This is a genomic window from Kitasatospora sp. NPDC056076 (assembly GCF_042266305.1).
In the GTDB taxonomy this organism is placed as follows: Bacteria; Actinomycetota; Actinomycetes; order Streptomycetales; family Streptomycetaceae; genus Kitasatospora.
This window is the reverse complement of sequence record NZ_JBHJWG010000028.1, coordinates 18,150-35,170: the sequence shown is the minus strand read 5'-3', so window position 1 is coordinate 35,170 and position 17,021 is coordinate 18,150. Positions and strand designations below refer to the sequence as shown.

The 17,021-nt window shown below is 73.0% G+C and carries 16 protein-coding genes; 8 read left to right on the top strand and 8 right to left on the bottom strand.

What is annotated here, in order from left to right; translation table 11 throughout:
• Position 1 precedes the first annotated feature (1 nt).
• Positions 2–214, bottom strand: a complete 213-nt coding sequence (locus ACFC1T_RS22940) for an EF-hand domain-containing protein (RefSeq protein WP_375891373.1) — start codon at positions 212–214, stop codon at positions 2–4.
• Positions 215–390: 176 nt separating this feature from the next.
• Here ACFC1T_RS22940 and ACFC1T_RS22935 point away from each other — a divergent pair, with 176 nt between their 5' ends.
• The gene (locus ACFC1T_RS22935) at positions 391–1,059 is read left to right on the top strand and encodes a lysophospholipid acyltransferase family protein (protein ID WP_375891371.1); all 669 of its coding nucleotides are present in this window, start codon (positions 391–393) and stop codon (positions 1,057–1,059) included.
• Between the two features lie 147 nt (positions 1,060–1,206).
• On the opposite strand, the gene ACFC1T_RS22930 is transcribed toward ACFC1T_RS22935, so the two are convergent.
• Positions 1,207–3,039 (bottom strand): ABC transporter ATP-binding protein, encoded by a 1,833-nt coding sequence (locus ACFC1T_RS22930; protein ID WP_375891370.1) that lies wholly within the window; start codon positions 3,037–3,039, stop codon positions 1,207–1,209.
• Between the two features lie 234 nt (positions 3,040–3,273).
• Positions 3,274–4,047, bottom strand: coding sequence for an SDR family NAD(P)-dependent oxidoreductase (locus ACFC1T_RS22925; RefSeq protein ID WP_375891368.1), 774 nt, complete (start codon positions 4,045–4,047; stop codon positions 3,274–3,276).
• A gap of 154 nt (positions 4,048–4,201) precedes the next feature.
• Between ACFC1T_RS22925 and ACFC1T_RS22920 the strand changes: the two genes are divergently transcribed.
• The 4 genes from ACFC1T_RS22920 to ACFC1T_RS22905 all read left to right on the top strand — a co-directional run bounded on the left by ACFC1T_RS22920 (position 4,202) and on the right by ACFC1T_RS22905 (position 7,209).
• Positions 4,202–4,402, top strand: a complete 201-nt coding sequence (locus ACFC1T_RS22920; RefSeq protein WP_375891366.1) for a hypothetical protein — start codon at positions 4,202–4,204, stop codon at positions 4,400–4,402.
• A 91-nt stretch (positions 4,403–4,493) separates the two neighbouring features.
• Positions 4,494–5,228: a hypothetical protein gene (locus ACFC1T_RS22915; protein WP_375891364.1), complete on the top strand. Its 735-nt coding sequence runs from the start codon at positions 4,494–4,496 to the stop codon at positions 5,226–5,228.
• Positions 5,225–6,157: a DUF6895 family protein gene (locus ACFC1T_RS22910; protein ID WP_375891362.1), complete on the top strand. Its 933-nt coding sequence runs from the start codon at positions 5,225–5,227 to the stop codon at positions 6,155–6,157. The genes ACFC1T_RS22915 and ACFC1T_RS22910 overlap by 4 nt, the downstream gene beginning before the upstream one ends.
• Positions 6,154–7,209, top strand: a complete 1,056-nt coding sequence (locus tag ACFC1T_RS22905; RefSeq protein WP_375891360.1) for a serine hydrolase domain-containing protein — start codon at positions 6,154–6,156, stop codon at positions 7,207–7,209. The genes ACFC1T_RS22910 and ACFC1T_RS22905 overlap by 4 nt, the downstream gene beginning before the upstream one ends.
• Before the next feature lie 12 nt (positions 7,210–7,221).
• Here the strand turns inward: ACFC1T_RS22905 and ACFC1T_RS22900 are convergent, their stop codons facing one another.
• A complete protein-coding gene (locus ACFC1T_RS22900; RefSeq protein WP_375891358.1) occupies positions 7,222–7,902 on the bottom strand; it encodes a LysE family translocator in 681 nt (226 codons plus the stop codon).
• 100 nt (positions 7,903–8,002) lie between these two features.
• Between ACFC1T_RS22900 and ACFC1T_RS22895 the strand changes: the two genes are divergently transcribed.
• Positions 8,003–9,337, top strand: coding sequence for a PLP-dependent aminotransferase family protein (locus tag ACFC1T_RS22895; protein ID WP_375891356.1), 1,335 nt, complete (start codon positions 8,003–8,005; stop codon positions 9,335–9,337).
• Between the two features lie 99 nt (positions 9,338–9,436).
• Here ACFC1T_RS22895 and ACFC1T_RS22890 read toward each other — a convergent pair whose 3' ends face one another.
• From ACFC1T_RS22890 to ACFC1T_RS22880, 3 genes are read right to left on the bottom strand one after another with little or no spacing between them, the layout of a single operon-like run.
• Complete coding sequence (locus tag ACFC1T_RS22890) at positions 9,437–10,342, bottom strand: SDR family oxidoreductase (RefSeq protein WP_375891354.1); 906 nt, start codon at positions 10,340–10,342, stop codon at positions 9,437–9,439.
• Entirely contained in the window at positions 10,339–11,358 is a 1,020-nt protein-coding gene (locus ACFC1T_RS22885) for an alpha/beta fold hydrolase (protein WP_375891352.1), read from the bottom strand. Before ACFC1T_RS22885 ends, ACFC1T_RS22890 begins: the two co-directional genes overlap by 4 nt.
• On the bottom strand, positions 11,355–12,941 hold the full coding sequence (locus tag ACFC1T_RS22880) for a flavin-containing monooxygenase (RefSeq protein ID WP_375891350.1): 1,587 nt from the start codon (positions 12,939–12,941) through the stop codon (positions 11,355–11,357). The genes ACFC1T_RS22885 and ACFC1T_RS22880 overlap by 4 nt, the downstream gene beginning before the upstream one ends.
• 225 nt (positions 12,942–13,166) lie before the next feature.
• On the opposite strand from ACFC1T_RS22880, the gene ACFC1T_RS22875 reads away from it, so the two are divergent.
• Both ACFC1T_RS22875 and ACFC1T_RS22870 read left to right on the top strand, forming a co-directional pair.
• Positions 13,167–13,955 carry a MerR family transcriptional regulator gene (locus ACFC1T_RS22875; RefSeq protein ID WP_375891348.1) on the top strand — a complete coding sequence of 263 codons (789 nt, stop codon included), beginning with the start codon at positions 13,167–13,169 and terminating at the stop codon, positions 13,953–13,955.
• 58 nt (positions 13,956–14,013) lie between these two features.
• On the top strand, positions 14,014–15,009 hold the full coding sequence (locus ACFC1T_RS22870; protein ID WP_375891347.1) for an ABC transporter substrate-binding protein: 996 nt from the start codon (positions 14,014–14,016) through the stop codon (positions 15,007–15,009).
• Between the two features lie 412 nt (positions 15,010–15,421).
• On the opposite strand, the gene ACFC1T_RS22865 is transcribed toward ACFC1T_RS22870, so the two are convergent.
• Positions 15,422–17,017: a M4 family metallopeptidase gene (locus tag ACFC1T_RS22865; RefSeq protein ID WP_375891473.1), complete on the bottom strand. Its 1,596-nt coding sequence runs from the start codon at positions 17,015–17,017 to the stop codon at positions 15,422–15,424.
• Between the last annotated feature and the right edge of the window lie 4 nt (positions 17,018–17,021).

The following is a 17,021-nucleotide window of genomic DNA, read 5'->3' as shown; positions in this document are numbered from 1 at the left end:
CTCAGCGCTGGCGGGCGGCCAGGAACTCCTCGAAGTCCAGGTAGCCCTGGTGACGGGTGTCCATCGCGTGGATCAGCGCCTCGGCCATCGAGATGGTGACGCTGTGGTCGCCCATCTCGTTGGCGGCCAGCGCGTACTCGGCCGGGGTGATCTTGCCGTCGCCGTTCTTGTCGAAACGGTCGAACATCTCCTTGATGGCCGCGACGCTCTCCATCGTTCCTCCTGGGTACTGCAAATTCTTGCTCGGTTCGGACGGCCGTACCCTACCCGGCCGTGGTGTTCGCCACGGTCGGCGGGAGTGGACGGGCTCCCGGGTGGGTGTCGTAGTCTGCGGGTCTGATTGCTGGCCCGGACTCCTCCGGGGCGGTCGTTCGTCCAGGGAGGGAACCCGTGCTCGACCTCGCCACCAGGCTGGTGCTGAAACCCGTTTCACGCGGGATCTGGCGTCCGGCCATCGAGGGCATCGAGAACGTGCCGCGCAAGGGCGGGGTGATCCTGGCCAGCAACCACCTGTCGTTCATCGACAGCGTGGTGATCCCGCTCACCGCCCCGCGCCGGGTCCACTTCCTCGCCAAGGCCGAGTACTTCACCGGCACCGGGCTCAAGGGCCGGCTCTCCAAGGGCTTCTTCGAGTCGATCGGCGCGGTTCCGGTCGAGCGCGGCACCTACCGCTCGGCCCAGGCCTCACTGGAGTCGGCGCTGGAGATCCTGGAGGACGGCAAGGCCTTCGGCATCTACCCGGAGGGCACCCGGTCGCTGGACGGCCGGCTCTACCGGGGCAAGACGGGGGTCGCCTGGCTCGCGCTGACCGCGGGCGTCCCGGTCGTCCCGGTGGCCCTGGAGGGCCCGGAGCAGATCCTGCCGGTGGGCAAGCGGCTGCCGCGGATCAAGAAGGTGACCGTCCGCTTCGGCGAACCGCTGCACTTCGACGAGCTGCACGGGCAGGCCCGTTCGCTGAAGGCCCGTCGCCAGGTGACCGACGAGGTGATGGCGGCGATCCAGCGGCTCTCCGGCCAGGAGGTCGCGGACGGCTACAACGAGGTGCCGAAGGCGGCCTGAGCGCCGCGTCTCCGGCCTCCTGGCGTTCCGCGCGACCGGTACGAACGCGTGACCGGCGATCCGCGCGACCGGAACGACCACCCGCGACCGGCGATCCGCGCGGCCGGAACGACCACCCGCGACCGGCGTTCCGCGCGACCGGAACAACTACGCGTGACCGAGGGCGGCGTCCGACAGGGACGCCGCCTCCGGCGTCTCCCGGCGCAGCAGCGCCGCGTACCGTCCGTCCCGTTCCACCAGCTCCTCGTGGGTGCCGAGTTCGACCACCCGGCCGCGGTCCAGGACGGCGATCTGGTCGGCGGAGCGGACGGTGGAGAGCCGGTGCGCGATGGTGATGGTGGTCCGGCCGGCGGCCAGGGTGTCCACGGCCTGCTGGACGGCGTGCTCGGTGCGGTTGTCGAGCGCGCTGGTGGCCTCGTCCAGGATCAGCACGGGCGGGTTGCGCAGGATGGTGCGGGCGAGCGCGAGGCGCTGCTTCTCGCCGCCGGAGAAGCGGTAGCCGCGTTCGCCGACCAGGGTGTCGTAGCCGTCCGGGAGGGCGGAGATGGTGTCGTGGATCTGCGCGGCCCGGGCGGCCTCGACCAGTTCGGCGTCGCTGGCGCCCGGCTTGGCGAAGCGCAGGTTCTCGGCGACCGAGGCGTGGAAGAGGTAGGTCTCCTGGGAGACCACGCCGACCGCGCGGGCCAGGGTGTCGAAGGACAGCTCGCGCACGTCCACGCCGTCCAGGGTGACCCGACCGCCGGTGACGTCGTACAGCCGCGGCACCAGGTAGCTGAGGGTGGTCTTGCCCGAGCCGGTCTCGCCGACGACGGCCAGGGACGTCCCGGCCGGGACCTTGAGCTCGACGCCGTCCAGGGTGGGGCGCTCCTGCTCGGGGTCGTACCGGAAGTCGACGGCCTCGAAGCGGACCTCGCCGCGGATGTCGGCCAGGGTGACCGGGTGCGGCGGTTCGGCGATCTCCACCGGCAGGTCGAGGTACTCGAAGATGCGCTGGAAGAGCGCGAGCGAGGTCTGCACGTCCACGCCGGTGGAGAGCAGGCTGACGGTCGGGCGGAACAGGCCCTGCTGGAGGGTGACGAAGGCGACCAGGGTGCCGACCGAGACGATCGGCGCACCGGCGGCGGAGGTCAGTCCGGCCGCCCAGTAGATCAGCGCGGGCATGGCGGCCATCACGATCATGATGGTGTTCATCCGCCAGCGCCCGGCCATGCTGGAGCGCACCTCCAGGTCGGCGAGCTGGTCGGACTGCTCGGTGAACTCCCGGGCCAGCGAGTCGGAGCGGCCCATGGTGCGGCCGAGCAGGATGCCGCTGACCGACAGCGACTCCTGGACCGCCGAGCTCATCGCGGCCAGCTGCTTCTGCCGCTCGGTGGTGATCTTCTTGCGCTCCTGGCCGACCCGGCGGCTGATCCAGACGAACAGCGGGAGCAGCACCAGCGAGATGACGGTCAGCCGCCAGTCGAGGGCGACCATGGCGACGATCGAGGCGATCACGGCGGTGAGGTTGGAGACCAGGCTGGTCGCGGTGGAGGTCACCGTGGACTGCATGCCGCCGATGTCGTTGGCGATCCGGGACTGCACCTCGCCGGTGCGGGTGCGGGTGAAGAAGGCCAGCGACTGCCGTTGCAGGTGGCCGTAGACGGAGGTGCGCAGGTCGTGCATGACGCGCTGGCCGACGGTGGTGGAGATCAGCGTCTGCAGCACGTTGAAGACGCTGTTCACCACGGCGGTGAGGATCATCCCGAGCGCGAGCAGGCTGAGCAGCCCGGTGCGGCCCTGCGGGATGGCGGTGTCCAGCACGGCCTTGAGCAGGAACGGCGAGACGACGGACACCACGGCGGAGGCGGCGACCAGCAGCCCCACCGTGGTGAGCCGGCCCCGGTAGGGACGGAAGAGCGCGATGATGCGGCGCCACTGGGCCGGCGGGCGGGGGTCGCCCTCGGCGCGTTCGGGCGGGGTCCAGTTGATGGCGGGCCTCAAGTACGGGCCTCCCTGGGTCGGGCGCGCCGGGGTGCGGGCGCGGACGGGGGTGCGGCGGCCGGACGGACACCAGCATAGCGAGAGTAGCTCATAGTTAGGCAAGCTAATAGTGAGGGTGGCTCTATTCCCTCGCGCTGGCTCCACTCCCGCTGGATCCCCTCCCACTGGATTCCCTCGCGCTGGATCCCCTCCTGCCGGAGCTGTCCCCGCCCGGCCGACCGGCCGCCGCGCGCGTCAGTTCGTCCGGTACGTGCGCGCCGCCTTCGAGGACAGCCCGCCGAGCTTGCCGGACGGCAGCACCCGGGCGAGCGCCACGGCCAGCTTGTAGCGCTTGCCCGGCACGGACACCGAGCGACCGCGGGCGAGGTCACGCATCGCCTCGTCCACCACCCGCTCGGCCGAGAGCCAGGACCAGGCGGGGATGTTGCCCGTGCCCATGCCCGCCCGCTGGTGGAACTCGGTCCGGGTGAAGCCCGGGCAGAGCGCCATCATCCGCACCCCCGTCCCGCCGAGGTCGCGCAGCACGCCCTGGGTGAAGCTGACCACCCAGGCCTTGCTCGCCCCGTACGTGCCGCGCGGCAGGAAGGCCGCCACCGAGGCGACGTTCACGATCGCGCCCCGGCCGCGCTCGCGCATCCCCGGCAGGGCGGCCGTGGTCAGCCGCAGGATCGCCTCGACGTGCACCTTGAGCATGTCCAGCTCGTCCTGGAGCGGGACGGTCCCGAAGGCGCCCTTGTTGCCGAAGCCGGCGTTGTTGACCAGGAGGTCCACCGGGCGGGCGGCGTCCGCGAGCCGGGCCTCGACGGCGGCGATGCCCTCGTCGGTGGCGAGGTCGGCGGTCAGCACCTCCGTCTCCGCGCCGTACTTGAGCTGCAGGTTCGCGCTCGCGCGCTCCAGGCGCTCGGAGTCGCGGGCCACCAGGACGAGGCGGTATCCGCTGCGGGCGAGCCGGCGCGCGAACGCGGCTCCGATGCCGGCGGTCGCGCCGGTGATCAAGGCTGTGGTCATGCCCAGACCGTACCGACTCACCGCAGCCGCGCCCACACCCAGGGCAACGTCCCAGCTCAGCGGGCTGCGGATGCAGGCACCGGATCGTGCTCGTAGTGTCGGACAGGGGCATCGCCCGACCGGGTGATGAAAACCAGACGAGGAGGCACATCTGATGCTTACTCAGTTCCGGACCGAAACCGCTTCGGCGTCACGCAGCGCGACGCTCGCCGAGGCCGAAACACTCGCGAGCCTGATGGTGGAGGACGAGGCCGTCGTGTCCGACGCGCCCACGTACTCGCCCGAGGCCGCCGGTGTCCTGCTGGCGCTGATCCTGCTGTCGCCGAAGCAGCCCAAGGAGAAGCCGACCCGGTGAGCCCCGGGCGGCCCGACCGCCGGGCCGGTTCGCCACGGCGGACCGGCCCACTCCGTACCGGGACCCAGCGCCCGCAAGGGAGGCACCACCGATGCCGTTCGCCGAGACGCCGCTGCGCGACACCTACGCCGCCGCCGTGGAACAGGTGGCGGGCCGGACCCTCGACGCCCTCCGCAACGGAGACGGCGCCGCCGCGATCGTGGACCCGGACACCGCCGCCACGCGCCCGCTGCTGGCCGCGGTACGCGTGCTCGGAGCGGACCTGTTCGCCCCGCAGCTGTTCACCGGAGCCGAACCGGACGGCCCCACCGCGGCCCTCCTGTCCGAAGGACGACGCGCCTTCCCGGCACCCGCGCCGGCCTCGCCCGAGGCGGAACTGGTGATCGGGTGGCAGGACTGGGCGGCCGGCCAACTGCTCGCCCGCACGCCGTACGGGACCGCCGGAGCACAACCGGCCCCGCTCCCCGACCCGGACGCCATGGGCTGGCAGGCCTGGTCGGTGCGGATGGCACAACTGTCCGCGCTCGCACTGCCGGGCCTCGACGGTCCGGTGCACGAGACGGCCCGGACGAACACGCCGGCGCTCGCCCGCGGCACCGTCCGCGCCATGCTGCGCCGCGACCTCACCACCGCCGCCCGACTCACCCGCTGGCTCGCCCGGGCCGCCGCCGACGGCCACCCGTCGCGACTGGAACTCGAACCCGTCCTGGAGCGGATCCGGCTGGCCGGCGACGGCAGCGCCCGCACCGGACTGGAGCTGGAAGCCGCCCGCCGACTGCTCCTGCGCTCCCGGCCGCCGACCGCCGAAGGGAACCGGGCACCGTGACCGACACCCTCGTCCTCGCCACCGCCCAACGGCTCGCCTCCCGCGCGCTGGGCTGGCTGCACACCTCGCACCGCAACGGCCTGGGCCGGATTCCCGACGACATCGTCATCGACCTCGCCGACCCCAACGACGTCTACAAGCCGCTGGGCGAAGTCGCCCTGGCCGCCTCGCTCGTCCTGCGCGACGGCGTCACCGGGCCCGCCGACAGCCGGGCCGCGCAGGAACTGCTCGACCACGCCTGGGCGCAGTTGCGCGAGGGCGACCTGCTCTACGAACGGCAGCTGCGCCACCTGACCATGACCGACCCGCTGGAGACCTACGCCCACTTCGCCCGGGCCGGGTACCGCCACCCCGCGCTGGAGGAACTCCTCGACTCGCTCAGCCGGTTGCGGTCCGTGCACGCCGCCGAGGTCCAGCCCAACCGGCGGCTCGCCGTGGCCAACGCCCGACGGATCGTCGGGCTCGGCCACCGGCCGGACTGGTCCGCCCTGGCCGCCGGCACCTGGCTCGGCGCGACCCCCGAGCCCTGGACCGTCAACTGGATGACCGGCTACCAGGTCACCCACACCGTGTTCCACCTCACCGACTGGGGCGCCCGCCCGGACGGCCTGCCCGCACCGATGCGCGACTACCTGCGCGACTGGCTGCCGGTCTGGCTCGACATCTGGGCGGAGATCGGACAGTGGGACCTGGTGGCCGAACTCCTCGTCGTCGACGCGTGCATCGGCGAACCGGCCACCGGGCGCCAGGGCTGGGAGGCGCTGGCCACCGTCCAACGCGAGGACGGACTGCTCCCCCGCGACACCGACCCCGTCGACGAGGACCCCGAGCGGGCGTTCCGCGACCACGAGCACACCGCCGTCGTCGCGGTGGTCGCCGGGGACATCACGCTCGCCCGGGCGCTCGGCGCGACCACGGCGGCCGGGTGAACCCGGCCCCCGGACTCGACCCGCTGGTCGCCCGGGCGGTGCGGGCGGCCGGGCCGCACGCCACCGCCGTCACGGTGGCCGTCGCACGCGGGGACCGGGAAGAGATCCGGTGCCACGGACGGCTCGGGCGCTGGCCGACCGCGCCGCCGTGCACCCCGGACACCGTCTTCGAACTCGGCTCGGTGACCAAGACCTTCACCGCGCTGCTGCTGGCCGACCTGGCCGAACGCGGTGAACTCGCCCTGGACGACCCGGTGGAGAACCGGCTGCCACCCCACTGGCGCCCGGCGCGCGTCCGTTCCGCCGAACCGATCCGCCTGCTGCACCTGGCCACCCACACCTCCGGCCTGCCCCGCCTACCGCCGGGGCTGCTCGCGAGCGCCGCGCCGGCCTGGTCCAGCAACCCCTACGCCGCGTACGGCGACGAGCAGTTGAGGGACGGACTGGCCCGAACCACCGTACGCGGGACGCCGGGCAGCCGGTACGGGTACTCCAACTACGGGGTCGCGCTCCTCGGCCGGGCCCTGGCCGAGACCGCCGCGACGCCGTACGGGGAGCTGCTCGCCGAACGGATCTGCCGACCGCTGGGGCTGCGCTCCACCGGCTGCGCACCGGACACACCGGGGCAGGCGGTCGGACACCGGCGCGGGCGGGCGCTGCCGCCCTGGCGGATCCCCGGCCTCCCGGGCGCCGGCGCGGTACGGGCCAGCGGGGCCGACCTGATGCGCTACCTGAGACTCCATCTCGACGGGGCGGACGGCGAGTTGGGGGCAGCCGCGCGGGACGTCCAGCGCTTGAGGCTGCGGCTGCCGCACTCGACCGACCGGCTCGGCCTGGTCTGGATGCACCGGCAGTCGGGCGGGCGGGACCTCTACTTCCACTCCGGCGGCACCCGGGGGTTCACCGCCTTCGTCGGCTTCGCGCCGCAGGGACCGGCCGCCGTCGCCGCGCTGGCCAACACCGCGCCCGCGCTCAACGGGCGCTTCGTGCAGGCGGGGTACGAGCTGCTGCGGGCCGCTGCCCGGGGCGATTGGACGGCCGAGTCGGCTTGACGGCCGCGCCGGTCAGACGGCCACCGCCTTGGCCCGGTCGGCGGCGATGTGCAACGCCAGACCGGCGAGCACCGTGCCCATCACGTACCGCTGGACGCGCAGCCAGGCCGGGCGGCGGCCCAGGAAGCCCGCGATGCCGCCCGCGGTCATCGCGATCAGGCCGTTCACGGTGACCGCGATCACGATCTGGACCAGGCCCAGCACCAGGCTCTGCAGGGCGACGTGGCCGCGCTCGGGCGCCACGAACTGGGGCAGCAGCGAGATGTACACGATGGCGATCTTGGGATTGAGCAGGCAGGTCAGGAAGCCCATCGCGAACAGGCGGCGCGGCGGGTCCGGCGGCAGCTGCTGCGGGGCGAAGACCGCCGCGCCGCCGGGCTTGACCGCCTTCCAGGCCAGCCAGAGCAGATAGCCGGCGCCGGCCAGCTTGATCCCGGTGTAGAGGGCGGGGACGACCGAGAAGACCGCGGCCACTCCGGCCGTCACCGCGACCAGGTAGATCAGGAAGCCGGTCGCGACGCCCGTCAGGGAGACCAGTCCGGCCCGGCGGCCCTGGGATATCGAGCGGGACACCAGGTAGATCATGTTCGGTCCCGGCGACAGCACCATGCCCAGCGCCACGGCGGCGATGCCGAGCACGGCGTGGCCGTCCACGGCGGATGTCAACGTGTCCCACGCATCCAGCTCGTCCATGCGAGGAGGCTAGGGCGCGGAGCCGCCTCGATGCAATGATGGCTTTGCACTCGGTGCAATGAGCCCCCGGCCTCCCGGGGCGCGAAGGAGTGGGGGACCGATGGACGACTACCGGCTGATCGCGGACGAGGTCGCCGCCGACATCATGACCGGACGGCTACGGCCCGGCGGGCAGCTGCCCACCCAGCGGGCCTTCGCCCGCCGCCGGGGCATCGCCGCCTCGACCGCCGGCCGGGTCTACCGCGAACTCGCCCGGCGCGGGCTGACCGTCGGCGAGGTCGGGCGGGGCACCTTCGTCCGGGCCGGGCGCGGTACGGCGGCCGACGACGGGCGGATCCCGCTCGCCGAACCGGCCGACGCGCCGATCGACCTGGAGCTCAACTACCCCACCGTGCCCGGGCAGTCCGAACTGCTGGCCGCCGCACTGGCGCCGCTGCTGCGGGCGGACGCGCTCGGCGAGGCGCTGCGGCCGGTCGGCGCGGCGGGGACGGCGGCCGCCCGGTGGGCCTTCGCGGACCTGCTGTCGACGGATGCGGGCGGCTGGGGCGCCGACCCCGGGGAGCTGCTGTTCGCGGGCAACGGGCGGCAGGCGGTCGCGGGGGCGCTCGCCGCGCTGGTGCCGCCCGGGCGGCGACTGGGGGTCGAGGCGCTGACCTACCCGGTGGTCAAGGCCGTGGCCGGACAGTTGGGCATCCGGCTGGTGCCGCTCGCGGTCGACGAGCACGGGCTGCGGCCCGACGCCCTGGCGGCGGCCCACCGCGCGGCGCCGCTCAGCGCGGTGTACGTCCAGCCCCGGCTGCACAACCCGCTCGGCACCAGCCTGCCGCCCGAGCGAGCGGCGGCCCTGGCCGGGGAACTGCGCCGACTGGACCTGCCGGTGGTCGAGGACGCGATCTGGTCCTTCCTACGGCCCGGGTCGGCTCCGCTCGCCGCGCTGGCGCCCGAGCGGACGGTGCTGGTCGACAGCCTCTCCAAGCGGCTCGCCCCCGGACTGACCACCGGGGTCGCGGTCGTCCCGGACGCGCTGCGCGAGCGGGTCGCGGGGGCGCTGCGGGCCGGCGGGTGGACACCGAACGGCTTCGCACTGGAGGCGGCGGTGCGCTGGATCGGGGACGGGACACCGACCGCGGTGGCGGCGGCGAAGCGGGCGGACGCGACCGCCCGGCAGACGCTGGCCCGGGAGGTGCTCGCCGGACAGCGGCTGCGGGCGGACCCGTGCTCGTACTACCTGTGGTGGGAGCTGCCGGGGGCCTGGCGGGCGGAGACCTTCGTCGCCGCGGCCGCCCGGGCGGGCATCTCGGTCACACCCGCGGCCGCCTTCGCGGTGGACCCGCGGAGCACGCCGTCCGCGGTGCGGGTGGGGCTGGCCTCGCCGCCGTTGCCGGTGCTGGGGTGGGCGCTGGGGGTGCTGGCGGGGATCGCGGGGGGCGGGTGAGGGTGGCGGGTGACAACTGACAGATGACAGATTTCGAAAGTTGTTATCCGTCATCTGTTATCCGTCATCTGTCAGTTGTCAGCTGTTCGCTGTCAGCCGTCAGTCCCCCGCCCCCGTCCGCTCCCTCCGCACCGCGGTGTCAGCCGCGCCGCCGGCCCCGACCGCGCGCAGGCGGGAGGCGGCGGTGGCCGCGAGCTGCGGGGCGAGCTTGGCGACGTCGCGGGAGCCGACCACAGCGATCAGGCTCGGCAGCAGCCAGCGCACCGGCTGCATCCCGCGCAGCCACGCCTGGGCGTACACATGGGCCGAGCGCCGGGCGATCCCGGCGACGATCCGGTCCACGGCCGGCTCCAGCGGGTACGTCTTGTTGGCCGGCCACGGCAGCCGGCTGCGCATCTGCTTGAGCACGGCGTCCTCGTCGGCACCGCGCACCATGTCGGTGTCGGTCCAACTCAGGTACCCCACACCGACCTTGACGCCCTGGTAGGCGACCTCGGCGCGGATCGAGTGGGCGAAGGCCTCCACCCCGGACTTGCTGGCGCAGTAGGCGCTCATCAGCGGTGCGGGCGTGAGCGCGGCGAGCGAGGCGATCTGCAGCAGGTAGCCGCGGCTCTCGGTGAGGGCCGGCAGGAAGGCCCGCGCGGTGGCGACGCTGCCGAGCAGATTGACCTCGATCACCCGGCTGAACGCCCGGTGGTCGCTGTCGGCGAGCGGTCCGCCGATCGCGATCCCGGCGTTGGCGACCACGGTGTCGATCCGCCCGTAGTGCTCCTTGATCCGCTCGGCGGTGTCAGCGAGCGCCTCCAAATCGGTGACGTCCACCTCCCACGCCGTGGCTGCGGCGCCGCACTGCGCCGCGACGGCCTTCAACTCCTCGGGTTCCAGGCCCAGTAGCGCGACCTTGGCCCCGCGCCGGGCCAGCTTCCGGGCCAGCGACGCGCCGACTCCACGGGCGGCCCCGGTGACCACCACGACCTGCGCGGACAGCGGCGGGATGGCATTCATGCGACGGTGGTCCTCTCGACGGCGGGATCGACGGCAGGGTCAACGGCGAGAGCAGGGTCGACGGCAGGAGCGGGGGCGGGCACGGAAGCGGTCCCGGTGGGTGCACCCGCCAGGTGGGCGGAGGCCATCCGGTGGATCTCGGCCGCGACCTCCACCGGACGCTCCAGCGGCGCCATGTGACCGACCCCGGGCAGCAGCAACAGCCCCTGTGGGTCGGCGAGTTCGGCGACCATCCGGTGGGCGTGCACCGGCGGGGTGAGCCGGTCCGCGGTGCCCGCCACCACGGCGGTGGGGGCGATGATCCGGCCGAGCCCGGCCCGTACGTCCAGCCGGTCGAGCACTCCGGCCCAGTGGTAGCGGACCGCGGTCGGGCAGGCGTGCACGATCCGGGCCGTCGCCTCGACCTGCCCGGCAGGTGAACCCGGCCCCATGGTCGCGTACTTGAGCGCGGCCCGACTCACTCCCGAGACCGGCCCGAGCGGCATCCGGGAGCGCAGCAGCTGCCGGTGCAGGAAACGCCGCAGACGCGGGGCGCGCAGGCCGTCCGGCAGGACGGTGAGTTCGGCGACCAGGTCGGCCGGGCCGGTGGAGATCAGGACGTTCGCGGCGGTGCGCTCGGCGACCTCGGGGCGGCCGCCGGCGGCCATGATGGTCATGCCCCCCATGCTGTGCCCGGCCAGCACGGCCCGCTCCCCCGACGGGACGGTCCGCGCGAGCACGGCGGCCAGGTCCTCGGCGAGCGCCCGGGTGGAGTAGCGGGCCCGGCTGGGCGGGATCTCGCTCTGCCCGTGGCCGCGCTGGTCGTAGGCCACCAGCCGGTAGCGGTCGGAGAGTTCGCGGATCACCGGGGCCCAGAAGGCCGTCGAGCAGGTCCAGCCGTGGGACAGCACCACGGTGGGAGCGCCGGGTTGGCCGTGCACCTCGACGTGCAGTCGGATGCCGTCCGCCGATCGGATGCTCAACTCCTCGACGGGCGTGGGCTGGACGTACTCGGCGGGGAGCTGGACGGTGCTCACGCGGTGGCCTCCTGGGCGGCGGTGGAAGCGGCGGGACGGGCGGTCCTCGGCCCGGTGCGCATGATCAGCTCGTACTCGCCCAGGTCGACCTTGCGGGTGGCGCGGCGGAAGGAGGTCGTGGAACCGGGCCAGAGCACGGTGTTCTTGCCGCTCGGGTCCAGGTACCAGCTGCGGCAGCCGCCGGTGGTCCAGACGGTGCGGTCCATCCGGTGCTGGAGTTCCAGGTTCCACTGCCGCTGGGCCCGGACGGTGGGCTGCATGGCGGCGGCGCCCACCGTGTCGAGCGTGGTCAACGCGTCGATCATGTAGTTCAGTTGGGACTCGATCATGAGGATCATCGAGCTGTTGCCGAGGCCGGTGTTGGGGCCGATCACGAAGAAGAGGTTCGGGAAGCCGTGCACGGCCGAGCCGCGCAGCGCCTCCATCCCGTCCTTCCACTCCTCGGCCAGGCTGGTCCCGTTCGCGCCGAACACCCGGGCTCCGACGGGCATGTCGGTGACATGGAAGCCGGTGCCGAAGACGATGGCGTCGACCTCGTGCTCGCTGCCGTCGGCGGCCACCAGGGTGGAGCCGCGCAGTTCGCGCAGGCCGGAGGAGACGACCTCGGTGTTGGCCGCGGCGAGCGCCGGGTAGTAGGTGTTGCTGAGCAGGATGCGCTTGCAGCCGATCCGGTAGTCCGGGGTGAGCCTGGCGCGCAGCGCCGGGTCCGCGACGCCCTGGGCGATGTGGCGTTCGGCGAGCTGCTGGACGACGCGCAGCAGCCCGGGGCGGCGCACGAAGGCGTCGACCTGCATCTCGCGGAGCGCGAACAGGGTGCCGCGGCGGATCTTGGCGGTGACCGGCAGCCGGCCGTGCAGCCACTTCTCCAGCTGGCTGATCTCGCGGTCGCGGCGCGGCAGGACCCAGGCGGGGGTGCGCTGGAAGACGGTCAGCTTGCCGACCTTCGGCTGGATCGAGGGGATGATCTGGGCGGCGGAGGCGCCGGTGCCGACCATCGCCACCCGCTTGCCGGCCAGGTCGAAGTCGTGGTCCCAGCGGGAGGAGTGGAAGACCTTGCCGGGGAAGGTGCTCAGGCCGGGCAGGTCGGGGATCTGTGGGTCGGCGAGCGGTCCGGCGGCGGAGACGACGGCGTCGGCGGTCCACTGGCCGGCCGCGGTGGTGATCCGCCAGCGGGTCTGCTCGGCCTCCCAACGGGCCTCCAGCACCTCGGCGTTGAAGCGCAGGTGGGGGCGGATCCCGAAGACGGTGGCGACCTTCTCCAGGTAGGCGCGGATGTCTGGCTGGCCGGAGAAGCTGCGCGGCCAGTCGGGGTTGGGCGCGAAGGAGAAGGAGTAGAGGTGCGAGGGCACGTCGCAGGCGCAGCCGGGGTAGCTGTTGTCGCGCCAGGTGCCGCCGACCGAGTCCGCGCGCTCCAGGACGACGAAGTCGGTGATGCCGGCGCGGCGCAGTCGGACGGCCGCGCCGAGGCCGCCGAAGCCGGAGCCGATCACGGCCACCCGCACGTGCGGTACGGCCTCCGTCGCGGCGCCGGGGTCGGGCGCCGGGGTCGCGCCGGGGCGGGGGCGCTTGCTGCTGGATGCCATGCGGCCTCCTCCTGAGGGTGGGGCGGTGGTCTTCACGCTCTTCCGGGGGCGGCGCCCTCGGAAACCTCCGGGGCCGTGCCCCGGAACCCTGCCAATCGCGCCAGTAATCACTGGCATGGTTGGCAGGGTAGTCCTTGCTGACACCGGATGGAAGAAGCACGACGGCCCGGATCCACCGGAAGTCCCCGGACTTCCCCCAGGGCCCGCCGCCGACGTGACGGACCTATGCTGATCGCCGTGGACAAGGTCAGAGCTGCTGCGGGCGACAGAAAACGCGAGTACCGGGTGGAGGAACTGGCCGAAGCGGCCGGGATCACCACCCGCACCCTGCGCTTCTACCGTGAGCGCAAGCTGCTCCCACCGCCCCGCAAGGAGGGCCGGATCGCCTGGTACGGCGAGGAGCACCTGACCCGGCTGCGGATGATCGGCGAACTGCTCGACCGCGGCCACACCCTGGGCGGGATCGCCGAACTGATCGGCGCCGGCGAGAGCGGGCGGGACGTCGCCGAGCTGATCGGGCTCGAAGCCGCGATCGTCGCCCCCTGGTCGGACGAGACCCCGGTGCGCCTGGAGTGGGAGGAGCTCAAAGCCGCCTTCGGGGACCAGCTCACCGAGGAGAACACCGCCGAATCGATCGCCCAGGGCTACATCACGGTCGAGGAGGACGGGATCACCCACGTCAGCCGCCGGCTGATGGACGCCACCACCGAGCTGGTCGCCGAGGGCGTACCGCTCTCGGCCGTCCTGGACGCCAGCCGGCGCACCCGGGAGCACGTCGACGCCATCGCCGAGATCTTCATCGACGTGGTCAGCGACCACCTGCTCAGCGTGCTCTCCGCCGACACCCCGCTGGCGCCGGGCGAGGCGGCCCGGCTCACCGAACGCATCCTGCGGGTACGGCCGCTCGCCCGCACCGTCGCCGACGCGCAGTTCACCCTCGCGATGGACCGCCGGGTGCGGGCCGAGTACGCCGAACTGCTGCGCCAGCGACGGGAGTACGGCTCCGAGGCGTAGCGGGTCGGCTGGGCGGGCAGGGATTTCCGCGCCCCGTCAGTCCGTTGAGGAGCCGCCGATGCCCCGCACCCTCGGCCGTCGAACCCCCGACCGCCGAACTCTCAGTCGCCGCACGGCACTCGGCCTCGCCGCCGGGCTCGCCCCGGGCCTCGCGCTCGCCGCCTGCGGGGCCGACTCCCCCACGCCGGGCGGCAGTCCGACCGGCTCCGGCGGCATCCGTACCGTCCAGCACGCGCGCGGCACGAGCACCGTACCGGACCGGGCCGCGCGGGTGGTGGCCCTGGACACCGACGCCCTCGACTCGGTGGTCACCCTCGGGCTGAGCCCGGTCGGCGCCACCACCGTCAGCGAGGGCGCGCCCTTCCCCGGGTACCTCCCCGCCGAGCGGCTGGCCGGGACGAAGGCGGTCGGCGCGATCGGCCAGCCCAACCTGGAGGCGATCGCGGCGCTGCGGCCGGACCTCATCCTCAGCAACCAGGTCCGCGACGACAAGCGGTACGACCAGCTCTCCAGGATCGCTCCGACCGTACTGTCCAGGACCACCGGCCCGACCTGGAAGGAGAACGTCCGGCTGCACGCCAAGGCGATGGGGCGCGCGACCGAGGCCGAGACGGCGGACGCGGCGTACCGGACCAAGGTCCGGGACCTCGTGACCGCACTGGGCGGGCCGGCCAAGGCAGCGGCCACCCGGGTCGAGATGGCCCGCTTCCTGGCCGGCGCGCCCACCCGGCTCTACCTCGACGACACCTTCGTCGGCTCGCTGTTCAAGGACCTCGGGCTCGGCCGCCCGGCCAACCAGGGCAAGCCGGGGTTCTCGCTGGAGATCAGCCCCGAGCAGGTGGACCAGGCGGCGGCCGACGTCATCTTCTACTCGGTGTACGGGGACGCGGCGAAGTCCGACCGGGCCCGGATCACCGAGGGAGCGCTGTGGAAGAACATCGACGCCGTCCGCACCGGCCGGGTGTACCAGGTGGACGACAGCCTCTGGATGCTCGGCATCGGCTACACCGGGGCCGGGCTGATCCTGGACCAGATCCGCAAGGACCTGGCGTGACGGCCGGCGGGTGGGGGCGGACGGCCGGCGACTGACAGATCACGGCGAACAGATCACAGCAAACAGATAACAGATGACAGCTTTCAACATCTGTTATCTGACATCCGTTATCCGTTATCTGTTCGCTGTCGCCTGTCGCCTGTCGCCTGTCGTCTGTCGTCTGTCAGCCGTCCGACGCACCCGACGCCAGAACCCGAACCCGGGCCCCGCAGTGCCGCCCCGCAGTGCCGCCCCGCAGCGCCACCCCGCAGCGCCGCCACGCACGCACGACGGCGGGGGCGACGGTGGTCCGCACACCGTCGCCCCCGCCGCCCGACCCGGCCGTTCGGCACCCACAGTCCGACCGGGACCTGCTCGGACGCGCCCCGGGTCGGGCCTGCCCAACTCAGGCCCGACCCGGTTCAGGCCCGAGTCAGTTGACGTTGACCGCGGTCCAGGTGGCCGCGACCGCGTTGTACTCGGCGCTGTTGGCGCCGTACAGGTCCGACGCCGCGCTCAGGGTGGCCACACGGGCGCCCGCGTAGTCGGTCGTCGAGGTGAAGTACGCGGTCAGCGCCTTGTACCAGATCTGCGCGGCCTTGTCCCGGCCGATGCCGGCGAGCGAGGAGCCGTCCGCCGTCGGGCTGTTGTAGTTGAACCCGTTGATCGTCTTCGCGCCGCTGCCCTCGGACAGCAGGTAGAAGAAGTGGTTGGCCACGCCGGACGAGAAGTGCACGTCCAGGTTGCCGACGTTGGCGTCCCAGTAGTCGGCCGAGTTGCCGTCCTGGCTCGGCTGGTCCATGTAGCGCAGCGGCTTGCCGTCGCCGTTGATGTTGATGAGCTCGCCGATCTGGTAGTTCGGCGGGTTGGCGGGCAGGTTGGCGTACCACTCCACCATGGTGCCCATGATGTCGGAGGTGGCCTCGTTGAGGCCGCCGGACTCGCCCGAGTAGTTCAGGTTGGCGGTCGCCGCGGTGACGCCGTGGCTCATCTCGTGGCCGGCCACGTCGAGTTCGGTGAGCGGGGCGCTGTTGTTGTTGCCGTCGCCGTAGGACATGCAGAAGCAGTCGTCGCTCCAGAACGCGTTGACGTAGTTGGAGCCGTAGTGGACCCGGCTGAGGGCACCGACGCCGTCGTTGCGGATGCCGTTGCGGCCGAAGGTGTTCTTGTAGAAGTCCCAGGTGGTGGCGGCACCGAACTGGGCGTCCACGGCTGCCGATTCGCGGCTGTTGTTGGTGCCGTCGCCGAAGCTGTTGCTCGGGTTGGCGAACAGCGACCCGCTGCCCGACTCGCTGTTGCTCATGTCCGTGGTGGACTGGCCGCCGCGGCTGGTGTCCTTGAGCTCGAACTGCGAGCCGTTCTGGTTGGTGTTGAGGGAGACCTGGCCGACGAAGATGCCGTTGCCGGTGCCGGCGGCGGTCTCGATCTTCTCGTGGGTGGAGAGGACCTTGCCGTCGGCCGCGTCGGTGACCAGGATCTGGGCGCTCGGGGTGCCGTCGGCGCGCACGCCCTCGACGGTGGTCCGGTAGGCCAGGCGCGGGTTGCCGTCGGTGGCCCAGACGACCAGCTCGGCCTTGCCGACCTGGTGGACGCCGGTGATCGGGGCCTGGTCGGCGTCGATGGTCTGGCCGATGGTGGCCTTGACCGTGCCGGCGGCCTGGTCGGCGGCCTTGTCCGCGGGGATCTTCGGGGTCAGGCTCGGCAGCGCGATCCGGGCGGAGACGGCCTTGTCGACCGACTTCACGCCACCGTCGGACTTCTGGTGGACGACCAGGTCGCCACCGATCACCGGAAGGCCGGCGTAGGTGCGCTCGAAGCGCAGGTGCTTGGTGCCGTCCTGGTCGACGACGGCGTCCTTGGCCACCAGCTTCTCCTGGCCACCGAGGCCGAGCACCTGGGCGAGCGGGGCGGACTGACCCTGGGCCACGGCGAGCACGGCCGCGTGCTGCGAGGCGGCCTGCGCCTGCAGCGACGGGGCCGCGGGGGCGGCCTGGGCGGTGGTGGCCACCTGGATGACACCGGTCAGCATGGCC